Here is a 14,068-nt window from a genome sequence, read left to right on the forward strand (position 1 = left end):
CACGTGTCGGTCGGGGTGCGGTCGTGATGGGCGGGCACGTGACGGTCGGGGTGCGGTCCTAGTGGGCGGGTCCGATCCGGGCCGACACGGCCCATCGGGCCAGGAGCACAATGGCGGTATGGACGACGCGGAACACAAGCCCCGCCTGGAGCAGGCACTCCACACGGCACGCGCCCTCGTGCTCGCCGACCTCGTGGCCGGTGACGTGGCCGAAGCCGATGTCGTCTCGCTGGTCGAGGACTCGGTGGCGCACCGGCGCTGGTGGGTCGAGCAGTGGCCGGACGGTGCGGAGTACCTGGCGGGTCTGGTGGCGCAGGACGTCCAGGACGCGCTGCTCGAACGGTACGGGCGCTGGCCCCTGTGTCCCGTCTGCGGATCGGGCGATCCGCACGCCCTCGAGGTGGAGCCGGAGCTCGGCCCCGATCCGCACTGGGTCTGCGCCAAGGCCGCAGTGGTCGTGGCGCGGGTGGGGGCGCTCGGTGAGGTGACGCGGTGACGGTCTACATCGACCCGCCCACGTGGCCGGGCCACGGGCGGATGTGGTCGCACCTGGTGAGTGACTCCTCGTACGAGGAACTGCACGCGTTCGCCGCCCGGATCGGCTGCCCCGCACGTGCCTTCGAACGCGATCACTACGACATCCCGGAATCCCGCTACGCGGACGCGGTGCGGGCGGGCGCGGTCGAGGTCTCCTCCCGCGAGGTCGTCCGCCTCCTGACCACCTCCGGCCTGCGCCGCCCCAAGGGGCGGCCGGCCTGAGTCGGGTTCCTTAGGCCGCCCCGACGGACTCCTCCCGTGACATAGGCCGCGTGGAGGGAGCGGTCCCGGCCCAGAGCGACATCAACTCCCCACGCCACCTAGGACGTTGGTCACCTTGTGACAAGAAGGGGCCACCCGCCCGCGGGGGCACCGGCCGGCCGCGGCCCGCACCCGGCCGGCCCCCGGGGCGTCAGCTGAGCGACCCGAGCGACGCCGCGTCGTAAGCCCTCAGCTCCGACCCCCGCCCCGACAGCACCTTCGCCGCCCACTCCGGGTCCTGGAGCAGCGCCCGCCCCACCGCCACCATGTCGAACTCGTCGCGCTCGAAGCGGTCGAGAAGGTCGTCGAGGGAGCGCAGCTGCGAGCCCTCGCCCTGGAAGGCCTTGATGAACTCGCCGTCCAGACCCACCGAACCGACAGAGATCACGGGCTTGCCCGTGATCTTCTTCGTCCAGCCTGCGAGGTTCAGCTCGGAGCCCTCGAACTCGGGGAGCCAGTAGCGGCGGGTCGAGGCGTGGAAGACGTCGACACCGGCCTCGGCGAGCGGGGTCAGGATCGACGCCAGCTCCTCGGGGGTCTCGGCGAGGCGGGCCGTGTAGTCCTGCTGCTTCCACTGCGAGAAGCGGAAGAGGACGGGGAAGGACGGCGAGACGGCGGCACGGACCGCCGCGACGATCTCGGCCGCGAACTTCGTCCGGGCCACCGCGGAGCCCCCGTACGCGTCGGTGCGGCGGTTGGTGCCCTCCCACAGGAACTGGTCGATCAAGTAGCCGTGCGCACCGTGCAGTTCGACCCCGTCGAAGCCGAGGCGCTCGGCGTCGGCCGCGGCCTGCGCGAAGGCCGCGATCACCTCGTCGAGGTCGGCCTGCTCCATCGCCTTGCCGGTGGGCTTCGCACCTGGCTTGTAGATGCCGGACGGACCCATGGGCTCGGCGTCCGCGAACGGCGGCTCGCCGGCCCTGCGGACCATGCCGATGTGCCACAGCTGCGGCACGATCGTGCCGCCCGCGGCGTGCACCGCGTCCACGACCTTCTTCCAGCCGGCGAGCTGCTCCTCGCCGTGGAAGCGCGGCACGCTGTCGCTCTGGCCGGCCGAAGCGTGACCGACGTACGTGCCCTCGGTGATGATCAGGCCGACGCCCGCGGCGGCACGGCGCGCGTAGTACGAGACCACGTCGTCGGTGGGTATGCCGCCCGGCGAGAACATCCGGGTCATGGGCGCCATGGCGATGCGGTTCGGGACGGTCAGACCGGCAAGCCGCAGGGGACGGGACAGGACCTCGGCTGCACGGCCCGAGGTGCCGACGGGCGTGGAGGCATCGGCGAGGGTCACGTGGGGGCTCCTTGGGAAGGGGGCTCATGGACGAGCACGGACAGGGCGGGCACGAACATACCGACCGGTGTGCATGTACCGGTCGGTGTCCACTGCAACGGCCGCATCCCGCACCGCATTCCGTCTCCCGAGGCGCTGCCCGTGTGATCCCGGATACGTGCGCCGCGCCACCCTGGGAGCCGTTCAGACCCCCAATCCACGCAATCCCACCCACAACGCCACCGTCGCCCCGAACAGCGCGGCCGGCGTGGTGAGCAGCCCGAGCACGGTGAACTCCCGCAGCCGTACGTCGTGGTCGTGCTGCTGCGCGATCCGCCGCCACAGGAGCGTGGCCAGGGAGCCGGTGTACGTCAGGTTGGGCCCGATGTTCACGCCGAGCAGCACGGCGAGGACCGCACCCGGACCGGACGGGGCGGCGAGCGGGATCAGGGCGAGGACCGCGGGCAGGTTGTTGATCAGGTTCGCGAGGAGCGCGGCGAGCGCGGCCGTGCCGAGCAGCGCCGGCAGGGAGCTCCCGTCGGGCAGGACATGGGCGAGGGCGACACCGAGTCCGTTGTCGACCACGGCCCGCACGATGATGCCGAGGCAGAGCACGAACAGCAGGAACGGCCAGTGCGTCGCGCGCACGATCCCGGCCGGCGTGACATGCCGCCTGCTCAGCGCCCGTACCGCCATCACCGCCGCACCCGCGGCCGCCGCCCAGGCCGGGTCGATGCCGACCGCGGACGCGACACCGAACCCGACGAGCGTCGCGCACACCGTGACCAGGGCGAACAGCGGCAGCTCGGGCGGCTCGTCGGCGTCCGTGGCCGCGGCGGGCGCATCGAGATCGGCGGCGAAGAACCACCGGAACACCCCGTACTCGACGGCGATGGCCACCAGCCACGGCAGCAGCATGAGCAGCGCGAACCGCGTGAAGCTGAGACCGGTGGCGGCGAACGCGAGGAGGTTCGTCAGATTCGATACGGGGAGCAGCAGCGAGGCCGTGTTGGAGAGGTGGCCGCTCGCGTACACATGGGGCGCGGGCCGTGCGCCCATGCGCGCGGCGGTGGCGAAGACCACCGGGGTGAGCAGGACGACGGTGGCGTCCAGGCTGAGCGCGGCGGTGATCAGCGAGGCGAGCGCGAACACCGAGCCGAGCAGCCGCCGCGGACGGTGCCTGGCCCAGCGCGCCATCCATGTACCGCAGGCGTGGAAGAGCCCTTCGTCGTCGCAGAGCTTGGCGAGGACGAGGACCGCGGCGAGGAACCCGATCACGGGTCCGAGCCGGGCGGCCTCCTCCTCCACCTCCGCGAGCGGCAGCGCACCGGCCACGATCACGACGGCCGCGGCGGGCACGGCGAACCACGCCTCGGCCCTCCCGAAGGGCCGTACGACGGCACACACGAGGACGACGACGAGGGCGGCCACGGCCAGGGACTCGATCAGCACGTACCCGATCATCGCTCCTGCGCACGGACACCCGGTGGGCAGCCCGCGGCAAGGCGGCGCGCCTAGCTGCCCGGCACCCGCGTCACGCTCGACGCCTCCAGGTCGACCGGCAGCGCACCCGAGGAGAGCTGGGCCGCCAGCTCCCGTGCGCTGCGCTCGGTGAACGAGCCGGAGATCTGTGCCCGGCCGCCGGTGAGCGCCTGCTGCACCGACGGCGCGGAGACGACCTCGCCGTCGAGGACGATCGCGAACTGGTTGGCCGGCGGCTGCTGCTGCGCCAGCTCGGCCGTGACGTCGGCGAAGTGGGCTGTGCCCTGCGCGGTGAACTCCAGGTTCACGGTCCAGGTGCCCATGGCCTTGTCGTGCGCCGCCTGCGCGCGGGCGATCTCGGTGCCCGGCAGGGCGACCCGTTCGAGGACGTACTGCGTGGTGGCGCCGCTCGCGTCCGTGCCGCAGGTGGTGAGCGGCTCGGCCGCTGCGGCCTCGCGCACCTGGCACGCGTCCTTCGCCACCATCTGTGCGTTCCGCACAGGCCGGAAGCCCAACTCGGCGGTGCGGCCGAGGGACTTGAGCGCCTCTTCGTCGCCGCCTCCCCCGCTGACGACGATTCCGCCGTCCTTCACGGCGACCTCGACACCCCGCAGCCCGGCGCTCTCGGCCCGCTTCCGCATCAGGGCGGCGGTCTGCTCGAGGGCCTCGGCGGGCGGCGGGCCCGCACTGCCCCGGGGCGTGAACGTGACGCTGATACTCCCGCCGGACGCCGGTGGCGCAGACGCCGAGGAGGATCCGTCCGCCGGCGCGGACGACCCCGCCCCGGTGGCACGCCCGAGCCAGTCCCCGTCGCCCGAGGAGGCCCCACCACAGGCCGCGAGCGCCAGCACCACGCCCGCCGGCACGAGACCCCACTTCACGCCCCGAAGGCGCCGCTTCCCCGAGTTCACCCGGCCATGGTGCCAGCGAACACCCCGGCCGGTCCGGCAAATCCAGCCCCTGCGGCGCTTGAGCAGACCATCCAGCCCCTGCGGCGCTTGAGCAGGCGGGGTCTGGGGGCGCAGCCCCCAGTGGGGGCAAGGGGCGAAGCCCCAAGGGGGTCCGGGGCGCAGCCCCGGTTTCGGGAAGGGGCGGGTAGGGGAAATCAGCCCGCCGCAGGCGCACCACCCGCACCCCCACCCACCCGCACCGGAAACGCCACAGGGGCGGCGCCCCTCCCCGAAGGAAGAAGCACCGCCCCTGCGAACGAGCGAACGCTCGACAGAACAACCGATCCGCGAGGATCAGAAGTCCATGTCACCACCCGGCATGCCGCCACCCGCGGGGGCACCGGCCTTCTCGGGCTTGTCGGCGATGACAGCCTCGGTGGTGAGGAACAGCGCGGCGATGGACGCGGCGTTCTGCAGGGCAGAACGCGTGACCTTCGCCGGGTCGATGATGCCCTCGGCGATCATGTCGACGTACTCACCGGTCGCGGCGTTCAGGCCGTGGCCGACGGGAAGGTTGCGCACCTTCTCGACGATGACGCCGCCCTCGAGACCACCGTTGACGGCGATCTGCTTCAGCGGGGCCTCGAGCGCGAGACGCACGGCGTTGGCGCCGGTCGCCTCGTCACCCTCGAGCTCCAGCTTCTCGAAGACCGTGGAGGCCTGCAGCAGGGCCACGCCACCACCGGCGACGATGCCCTCTTCGACGGCCGCCTTCGCGTTGCGAACGGCGTCCTCGATGCGGTGCTTGCGCTCCTTGAGCTCGACCTCGGTCGCGGCACCGGCCTTGATGACCGCCACGCCGCCGGCGAGCTTCGCGAGGCGCTCCTGGAGCTTCTCGCGGTCGTAGTCGGAGTCCGACTGCTCGATCTCGGCGCGGATCTGGTTCACGCGGCCGTTGACGGCCTCGCTGTCACCGGCACCGTCGACGATCGTGGTCTCGTCCTTGGTGATGACGACCTTGCGGGCACGGCCCAGAAGGTCCACGGTCGCGTTCTCGAGCTTGAGACCGACCTCCTCGGAGATGACCTCGCCGCCGGTGAGGATGGCGATGTCGTTCAGCATCGCCTTGCGGCGGTCGCCGAAGCCCGGGGCCTTGACGGCCACGGAGCGGAAGGTGCCCTTGATCTTGTTGACGACCAGGGTGGAGAGCGCCTCGCCCTCGACGTCCTCGGCGATGATCAGCAGCGGCTTGCCGGACTGCATGACCTTCTCGAGGAGCGGGAGCAGGTCCTTGACGGACCCGATCTTCGAGTTGGCGATGAGGATGTACGGGTCCTCGAGGACGGCCTCCATGCGCTCCATGTCGGTCGCGAAGTACGCCGAGATGTAGCCCTTGTCGAAGCGCATGCCCTCGGTGAGCTCCAGCTCCAGACCGAAGGTCTGGGCCTCCTCGACCGTGATGACGCCTTCCTTGCCGACCTTGTCCATGGCCTCGGCGATGAGCTCGCCGATCTGGGTGTCGGCGGCGGAGATGGAGGCGGTCGAAGCGATCTGCTCCTTGGTCTCGACCTCCTTGGCCTGGTCGAGCAGCGCACCGGAGACGGCCTCGACGGCCTTCTCGATGCCGCGCTTGAGGGCCATCGGGTTGGCACCCGCGGCCACGTTGCGCAGACCCTCGCGGACGAGCGCCTGGGCGAGAACGGTGGCGGTGGTCGTACCGTCGCCGGCGACGTCGTCCGTCTTCTTGGCGACTTCCTTGACCAGCTCGGCGCCGATCTTCTCGTACGGGTCCTCGAGCTCGATCTCCTTGGCGATGGAAACACCATCGTTGGTGATCGTGGGGGCGCCCCACTTCTTCTCGAGGACGACGTTGCGGCCCTTGGGGCCAAGGGTGACCTTGACGGCGTCGGCGAGCTGGTTCATCCCGCGCTCGAGACCGCGCCGTGCCTCCTCGTCGAACGCGATGATCTTGGCCATGTGAAGTGGTCCTCCCGGACAGGGGTGGATTGCTCCGGATCGAGCGCGATGCCCGCGACGGACGGCCCCCGGCCCCGATGGTTCCTTGCCCCACCCGGCCCAGTGGACCTCATCGGTCCGATCCAAGTTTCTGTCACTCTCACTGGGAGAGTGCTAACGCCAATGATTAGCACTCGCCCCTGTCGAGTGCAAGCGGCTCCCGAAGATCGGGCACCTCACCCATAGGCACACAAGGCGCACGCACGAACGCAGGGGAGGCGCACAAACAGAAGGGCCCGCACCCCGTCTCCGGGATGCGGACCCTTCATCACGTCGTTGCAGACTGCTCCGGCGCGATCAGCCAGCCACACGGACCATGTCCGCCTGCGGCCCCTTCTGACCCTGCGAGATCTCGAACTCGACCCGCTGGCCCTCTTCAAGGGTGCGGTAACCGTCCATCTGAATCGCGCTGTAGTGGACGAATACATCCGCACCACCGTCGACCGCGATGAAGCCGTAGCCCTTCTCCGCGTTGAACCACTTGACGGTGCCCTGAGCCATGCCTAACTCCCCTATTACTGGCCCTTGCACAGATCCGCACTTCGCGGATCCGGGTCAGAACTCACCCCCCGACAGGTAGGGGTGTGTGTGCGCCGGAACGCGTCGACCGCCGCTGAATGTATCTGTCCAACTGCCGTCTGCAACAGGTCAATCGGACGAGAATTCTGGGCACGACCGATCGGGAATTTACGGAGAATTCACCGGAGTTCAGGGCAAGTCGGGCCAGACAAAGGGCGTGAATCGTGCGAACGGTGCGCACAGGAAGGCCAGTTCTTGTCCGTGTACGCGAGGAGTTCTCATATGCTCCCGGCACACTCTCACCGCACCCGCGTAAAAGGGCGAAACAGCATTCCCAACTGTACCTCTCTCAACCATGCAGAATTGCCCCCTCCGCTTCCTGCGCGGAGAGGGCAACTCACAAAGAAGAGACAGACGGTCAGCCGCCCGCGACGGCGGGGATGATCGAGACGCCGGCCCCGTCCGGGGTGGCCGTCTCCAGACCCTGCTCGAAGCGCACGTCGTCGTCGTTCACGTAGACGTTCACGAAGCGGCGCAGCTTGCCCTGGTCGTCGAGGACGCGGGCGGCGATCCCCGTGTGGTTCTTCTCCAGGTCGGCGATGACCTCGGCGAGGGTCGCGCCCTCGGCGGCGACCTCGGCCTGCCCGCCGGTGTAGGTGCGCAGGATGGTGGGGATACGGACGTTCACGCTCATGGGACCGATGCCTTTCGGGAAGTGTGGGGAGGTCAGCTCGCGAGACCCGCGGCGCGGAAGGCGTCCAGGTTCGGGCGGATGGTCGCGGTCGCGCCCGTACCGGCGACCGCGTCGAGGGTCTTGAGGCCGTCACCGGTGTTGAGCACCACGGTGGTCTTCGACGGGTCGAGGACACCGTCCTTGACCAGCTTGTGGGTCACGCCGACGGTCACACCGCCCGCGGTCTCGGCGAAGATGCCCTCGGTCTGCGCGAGCAGCCTGATCGCGTCCACGACCTGCTCGTCGTTCACGTCCTCCACCGCACCACCGGTGCGGCGCGCGATGTCGAGGACGTACGGGCCGTCCGCCGGGTTGCCGATCGCGAGGGACTTGGCGATGGTGTTCGGCTTCTGCGGGCGGACCACGTCGTGGCCGGCCTTGTAGGCCACCGAGACCGGGGAGCAGCCCTCGGCCTGGGCACCGAAGATCTTGTACGGCTTGTCCTCGACCAGACCGAGCTTGATCAGCTCCTGCAGACCCTTGTCGATCTTCGTGAGCTGCGAGCCCGAGGCGATCGGGATCACCAGCTGGTCGGGCAGCTCCCAGCCGAGCTGCTCGCAGATCTCGTACGCGAGGGTCTTGGAGCCCTCGGCGTAGTACGGGCGCAGGTTGACGTTCACGAAGCCCCAGCCCTCGCCGAGCGGGTCGCCGATGAGCTCGGAGCAGAAGCGGTTCACGTCGTCGTAGTTGCCCTCGATGGCCACGAGCTCGCCGCCGTAGACGGCGGCCATGACGACCTTGCCCTGCTCCAGGTCGTGCGGGATGAACACGCAGGAGCGGAAGCCGGCGCGGGCCGCGGCGGCGCCGACGGCGCCCGCGAGGTTGCCCGTGGAGGAGCAGGAGAGCGTGGTGAAGCCGAAGGCGCGGGCGGCCTCGATGGCCTGGGCGACGACGCGGTCCTTGAAGGAGTGCGTGGGGTTGCCGGAGTCGTCCTTGATGAACAGCTTGCCCTGCTCGAAGCCGATTTCACGGGCGAGGTTGTCGGCCTTGACGAGCTTGGTCCAGCCCGGGTTCAGGTTCGGCTTCTCGGCCACGTCCGCGGGGACGGGCAGGAGCGGCGCGTAACGCCAGATGTTCGCGGGACCGGCCTCGATACGGGCGCGGAGCTCTTCGGTCTCGTACGCGGAGAAGTCGTAGGCGATCTCAAGGGGACCGAAACACTCTTCACAGGCGAAGACCGGACCGAGCGGTACCCGGTGGCCGCACTCCCGGCAGGACAGTGCGGCGGCGGGGCCGAGGTCTACGGAAGTAGCGGTGGCTTCAACAGTCTGAACAGCCATGGCAGGCGAGGCCCTTTCTCCTCATCTTCCTTACGACGCACTTCGCCGTAAGACGGATTTGGCACCTTCCCGAGTCAGGGACCTCGCGTCGCGCGGTGCGAGTGACTGACTGGAGGGTTGCCGGGGCTTCAACGGGCCGTATCCCTCTGCCCCTCTGGATGAGCGGTATGACCTGGTGTCCGCCAGGTGTTTATGGCGTCATGCACCCCGACATGCGGTGGTGATGTGCGCTGTTCAAGACTGTAACCGAAGGCCCCGACCGTTGAGATAGTCGTCCGAACGGCGAGATGGATCACACACGAGAGGTAAGCAGACGTGCTCGAAGAGGTGGAGCGCTGGCTTCGGGAGCGCTCCTGGTCGGCGAAGGACCGGCCGCTCGACCTGCTGCTCGCCGAGAAGGCGCGGCAGGGGACGACGGTCAGCGTCGTGCTGCCCGCCCTCGACGAGGAGGCCACGGTCGGGCAGATCGTGACCGTGATCCGGCGTGAGCTGATGTCCGCCGAGGCCCCGCTGGTCGACGAGCTCGTGGTGATCGACTCGGGTTCCACGGACCGTACGGCCGAGGTGGCGGCCGCGGCCGGCGCGCGCGTGGTGCACCGCGACGCGATCCTGCCGCGGATCCCCGCCGTGCCCGGCAAGGGCGAGGTCCTGTGGCGCTCGCTCCTGGTGACCAGCGGCGAGATCGTGTGCTTCGTGGACGCGGATCTGCGCGAGTTCTCGCCGGACTTCGTCAGCGGGATCGTCGGCCCGCTCCTGACCGAGCCGGATGTGCAGTTCGTGAAGGCGATGTACGACCGGCCCCTCGGGGACGAGGTGGGGCAGGGCGGGCGGGTCACGGAGCTGGTCGCCCGCCCGCTGCTCAATCTGCACTGGCCCCGACTGGCCGGATTCGTCCAGCCGTTGGGCGGCGAGTACGCGGCCCGGCGCTCGCTCCTGGAACAGCTGCCCTTCCCCGTCGGATACGGGGTGGAGCTCGGCCTCCTCGTCGACGCGCTGCACTCCATGGGCCTCGACGCCCTGGCGCAGGTCGATGTCGGCGTGCGCAAGCACCGGCACCAGGACGGGCGGGCGCTCGGCCGGATGGCGGCGGCGATCTACCGCACCGCCCAGCTGCGGCTGGCCCGCGGCCATCTCGTACGGCCGAAGCTCACGCAGTTCGAGCGGGGTGCGGACGGGTTCGAGCCGCGGACGCACGAGGTGGACACCGAGGAGCGGCCGCCGATGGCGGAGATCGCCGAGTATCGGGCGCGCGGCCGGGTGGCATAAGGCCGCCGCGCGTGGCGGAGCCCGGAACGATCAATGGTATTCCCTAAATTTCCCATTTATGTGGGTTAAAAAAGCTTTGGGGAAGGTCAGCCGTCGCACGGTCGGCGCTCTCGTGGCCGCCGCGACGGTGGCCACCTCCTTGACCGCACTTACTCCTGCCGCCGCCGTGGTGGTCGAGCCGTTCGCGAAGCGCTATGACGAGGCCCTGTACGGGGACTTCATCACGCTGGGCAACGCGGTGCTCGACTGCCCGTCCGCACCGCCCGCCGAGGCCACGGCCTGCCGTGACGCGCAGTCGGGCGCGAGCAATCTGAACAACAACCAGTTCACGATGCAGTACACGGACACCGCCGGCCTCACCTCGACGGTGATCAACTCCAGCACGGGCAAGGTGCAGATCCCGCCGGGCGCCGAGGTCGCGTACGCGCGGATGTACTGGGGCGGCAACACCGGTACGTACCGCAGGTTCGGCACCCAGCTGATCGATGTCTGCGACACCGCGGGCCCCAGCACCAAGCCCGCGGGCGACCCGCTCACCAAGCAGCCGGTGCTCAGGGTCGGCGGCGGCGCCGAGACCAGGGTGACCGTGCAGAACGCGGTCAGGACGCCGGAGGCGACCGGCGGCCCGCACTACTACACCGCCGAAGCCGACGTCACCGGCCAGTTCGCCTCGGTGCCCACCGGCTCCGACGTGGAGATCGCCGTCGGCGACATCTGGGCGCCGACCGGCAAGGGCTGTGTCGGCGGCTGGTCGCTCTACGTCGTCTACAAGTACGACGCCCCCAACGCCGACCACGCGCCGGACCGCAAGCACGTGTACCTCTACGGCGGTCACGTGGTGCAGCGTTCCAGCGACCCGGACACCACGATCTCGGTCGACGGCTTCTACCGCTCCGGCGACGGTCCGCTGCGCGCCGGTGTCACCGCGTTCGAGGGCGACGCGAACGTCCTGCGGGACACGTTCCTCGTCAACGGGACCAACATCCCGAACGAGGAAGGCGCGACCAACAACTTCTTCGACAGCCACGCCATGGGGTGTGTGAACCCCTGCGACCCCAACAACTTCAGCATCGACGCGAAGACGGTCGAGATCCCCGCGCAGACCATCCCGCAGGGCGCCACGACGGCGGATCTGACCTTCCGTACGCGCAGTGACACGTATGTGCCCTCGGCGCTCGCGTTCTCCGTTCCCGTGCCGGACGTGGAGATCACCAAGACGGCCTCGCCGACGACCGTCGCACCCGGCGGGACGCTGACGTACACGGTCACGGCGAAGAACATCAGCCGGCTGCCGTATCCGAACGCCAAGTTCACCGACGACCTCACGGACAACCTCGACGACGCGACGTACAACAACGACGCGCGGGCCGAGCCGTCGGGCAACGTGAGTTACGACGAGCCGAAGATCTCCTTCACCGGGGACATCCCGGCCGGGGAGACCGTGACGGTGACCTACTCGGTGACCATCAACAACCCGCGCACCGGCGACGGCAGGATGCGCAACAGCATCGACGTCGAGTCCCCGCGCACCAACTGCGACGAGGGCTCCACCGACCCGGCCTGCGGCGCCACGCCGGTGATCGAGGACCCGCGGCCGCCGAAGCCGACACCGTTCCTGGAGATCGTCGTCAAACCGCAGACCCCGGTCGTCCCGCCGTGTGCGAGCACCACCAACACCATCACGATCTCGAACGACTCGGCGTACGTCCGCCGGGCCGCGAAGATCCACTGGCCGGTGACGGCGGGCAACGGCACCCCGACGGCGAGCAGCGGCAAGATCACCAAGAGCGGCTCGAACTGGGTGTGGACGGGCGATGTGCCCGCCCGCGGCAAGGTCACCATCAAGCAGACGGTGAAGGCCTCCTGCACCCCGGGCGGCGTCCTGGTGATCCCGGTGACGGGCGATGTCCCGAAGACCACCTGCACCCCGGTGAAGACCAGGGCGGGCGGTACGGATCCGTGCGTCGCCGTGGTCGTCAGCAAGCGGACCCAGGCCCGGCCGGTCCCGCCGGCGCTGGCCGAGACGGGCGGGAACTCGAACATGATGCTGTACGGCGGGCTCGCGATCGTGATGTGCGGTCTGGGCGCGCTGGCCCTGGCGGCGTCCCGGTCACGCCGTGACTGATCGCTGACCTCTCCCCACCTCGATGGCCGGGTCCCTGTGACGGGGACCCGGCCATCCGTACGTTTGAGCGTTTACGCCACGGGCTAGGTTCGCGTCATGGTCTCCGAGCACGGTGCGCAGGTTCTCGTCGCGTCCAACCGCGGCCCCGTTTCGTATGCAGTACGGGAGGACGGCACCCTCGACGCGCGACGCGGCGGCGGCGGTCTCGTCTCCGGGCTCTCCGCGATCGGATCCGACGAGGACTCCCTGTGGGTGTGCTCGGCGCTGAGCGACGGCGACCGCGAGGCCGTACGGCGCGGGGCCGGCGAGCCGGGCGTGCGGATGCTCGACATCGACGCGGACGTGCACGCCGACGCGTACAACGGGATCGCCAACTCGGTCCTGTGGTTCGTGCACCACCTGCTGTACCAGACCCCGCTGGAGCCCTCGTTCGGGCCGGAGTTCCGGCGGCAGTGGGAGGCGTACCGCACGTACAACCGGGCCTTCGCCACGGCGCTCGCCGAGGAGGCGGCGCAGGGGGCGACGGTCGTGGTGCAGGACTACCACCTGGCGCTGGTGCCCGGGATGCTGCGCGCGCTGCGCCCCGACCTGCGTATCGGCCACTTCTCGCACACGCCGTGGGCGCCGGTGGACTACTTCCGCATGCTGCCGGACGACATCGCCGAGGAGCTGCTTCTCGGGATGCTCGGCGCGGACCGGCTCGGCTTCCTGACGACCCGCTGGCTGGAGGCCTTCCAGGGGTGCTGCGGTGCGGTGCTCGGGTCGTACGAGGTGATGACGTACTGGCCGAAGGACGCGACGCCGAGCGTCGGCTTCCGCACGCCGGACGGGCGCTTCCACCGCACCCTGCTCGGGGTGCACGGGCTCGGCGCCGACGCGGACTTCCTGCGCGAGCGCTCGCAGCGGCCGGATGTGGCGGAGCGCCTCGCGGGGCTGCGCGAGCAGATCGGCGGCGACGGCGAGCGCAAGGTGATCGTGCGCGTGGACCGGACCGAGCTGTCGAAGAACATCGTGCGGGGGCTGCACGCGTACCGGCTGCTGCTCGCGGAGCACCCGTCGTGGCGGGAGCGGGTCGTGCATGTCGCGTTCGCCTATCCGTCCCGCCAGGACCTGGCCGTCTACCGCGACTACACGGCGGAGGTCTCGCGGCTCGCGGCGGAGATCAACGAGGAGTACGGGACCGAGGGTTGGACCCCGGTGATCCTGCACGTCAAGGACGACTTCGCCCGCTCGCTGGCGGCGTACCGCCTCGCGGACGTGGCCCTGGTGAACCCGATCCGCGACGGCATGAACCTGGTCGCCAAGGAAGTGCCGGTCGTCTCCGACGAGGGCTGCGTCCTGGTGCTCTCGCGGGAGGCGGGCGCGTACGCGGAGCTGGGCGAGGACGCGCTGGTGGTCAACCCCTATGACGTGGTGGGCACTTCGGAGGCACTGCTCGCCGCGCTCACGATGCCCGCGGAGGAACGCGCGGAACGCACGAAGCGCTTGGCGGCGGCGGCTACGGCGCTGCCGCCGGGGGCTTGGTTCTTGGAGCAGGTGGAGGCGCTGCGCAACTAGCCCCTGCGGCGCTTGAGCAGATCCGAACGGAGTTCGGATGCGGGGGTCCGGGGGCAAAGCCCCCGGTTTCGGGAAGGGGCGGGGCGGGGAGAGAAGCCCGCCGCAGGCGCAACCGGCCCGCAGACGGCG

12 protein-coding genes and 1 riboswitch are annotated in these 14,068 nt (G+C 70.0%); of the genes, 5 read left to right on the top strand and 7 right to left on the bottom strand.

Translation table 11 applies throughout. The features are described 5' to 3' along the window. Nucleotides 1–118 precede the first annotated feature (118 nt). Complete coding sequence (locus tag H9Y04_RS28750) at nt 119–496, top strand: DUF8819 family protein (RefSeq protein WP_187816968.1); 378 nt, start codon at nt 119–121, stop codon at nt 494–496. Next, the gene (locus H9Y04_RS28755; protein ID WP_187816969.1) at nt 493–759 is read left to right on the top strand and encodes a DUF4031 domain-containing protein; all 267 of its coding nucleotides are present in this window, start codon (nt 493–495) and stop codon (nt 757–759) included. Before H9Y04_RS28750 ends, H9Y04_RS28755 begins: the two co-directional genes overlap by 4 nt. 190 nt (nt 760–949) lie before the next feature. Here H9Y04_RS28755 and H9Y04_RS28760 read toward each other — a convergent pair whose 3' ends face one another. The 7 genes from H9Y04_RS28760 to thrC form a co-directional block, all read right to left on the bottom strand. Further along, nucleotides 950–2,092: an NADH:flavin oxidoreductase gene (locus H9Y04_RS28760; protein ID WP_187816970.1), complete on the bottom strand. Its 1,143-nt coding sequence runs from the start codon at nt 2,090–2,092 to the stop codon at nt 950–952. Nucleotides 2,093–2,275: 183 nt separating this feature from the next. Then, entirely contained in the window at nt 2,276–3,535 is a 1,260-nt protein-coding gene (locus H9Y04_RS28765) for an SLC13 family permease (protein ID WP_187816971.1), read from the bottom strand. A 50-nt stretch (nt 3,536–3,585) separates the two neighbouring features. After that, the gene (locus H9Y04_RS28770; RefSeq protein ID WP_308801136.1) at nt 3,586–4,464 is read right to left on the bottom strand and encodes a preprotein translocase subunit SecD; all 879 of its coding nucleotides are present in this window, start codon (nt 4,462–4,464) and stop codon (nt 3,586–3,588) included. 333 nt (nt 4,465–4,797) lie between these two features. After that, on the bottom strand, nt 4,798–6,420 hold the full coding sequence (gene groL / locus H9Y04_RS28775) for a chaperonin GroEL (RefSeq protein ID WP_187816972.1): 1,623 nt from the start codon (nt 6,418–6,420) through the stop codon (nt 4,798–4,800). Nucleotides 6,421–6,756: 336 nt separating this feature from the next. Then, a complete protein-coding gene (locus tag H9Y04_RS28780; RefSeq protein WP_003986833.1) occupies nt 6,757–6,960 on the bottom strand; it encodes a cold-shock protein in 204 nt (67 codons plus the stop codon). Between the two features lie 436 nt (nt 6,961–7,396). After that, nucleotides 7,397–7,672: a MoaD/ThiS family protein gene (locus H9Y04_RS28785; RefSeq protein ID WP_119103018.1), complete on the bottom strand. Its 276-nt coding sequence runs from the start codon at nt 7,670–7,672 to the stop codon at nt 7,397–7,399. Nucleotides 7,673–7,704: 32 nt separating this feature from the next. Next, nucleotides 7,705–8,991 carry a threonine synthase gene (thrC, locus tag H9Y04_RS28790; RefSeq protein ID WP_187816973.1) on the bottom strand — a complete coding sequence of 429 codons (1,287 nt, stop codon included), beginning with the start codon at nt 8,989–8,991 and terminating at the stop codon, nt 7,705–7,707. 18 nt (nt 8,992–9,009) lie between these two features. Then, a riboswitch (SAM riboswitch) is annotated at nt 9,010–9,156 on the bottom strand. Nucleotides 9,157–9,306: 150 nt separating this feature from the next. On the opposite strand from thrC, the gene H9Y04_RS28795 reads away from it, so the two are divergent. The 3 genes from H9Y04_RS28795 to H9Y04_RS28805 all read left to right on the top strand — a co-directional run bounded on the left by H9Y04_RS28795 (nt 9,307) and on the right by H9Y04_RS28805 (nt 13,939). Continuing rightward, nucleotides 9,307–10,257: a glucosyl-3-phosphoglycerate synthase gene (locus H9Y04_RS28795; protein WP_187816974.1), complete on the top strand. Its 951-nt coding sequence runs from the start codon at nt 9,307–9,309 to the stop codon at nt 10,255–10,257. Between the two features lie 139 nt (nt 10,258–10,396). Then, nucleotides 10,397–12,382 (top strand): DUF7927 domain-containing protein, encoded by a 1,986-nt coding sequence (locus H9Y04_RS28800; RefSeq protein WP_236071577.1) that lies wholly within the window; start codon nt 10,397–10,399, stop codon nt 12,380–12,382. A 96-nt stretch (nt 12,383–12,478) separates the two neighbouring features. Continuing rightward, a complete protein-coding gene (locus H9Y04_RS28805; RefSeq protein WP_187816976.1) occupies nt 12,479–13,939 on the top strand; it encodes an alpha,alpha-trehalose-phosphate synthase (UDP-forming) in 1,461 nt (486 codons plus the stop codon). Nucleotides 13,940–14,068 lie beyond the last annotated feature (129 nt).

The organism is Streptomyces polyasparticus (genome assembly GCF_014493765.1).
GTDB lineage: Bacteria > Actinomycetota > Actinomycetes > Streptomycetales > Streptomycetaceae > Streptomyces > Streptomyces polyasparticus.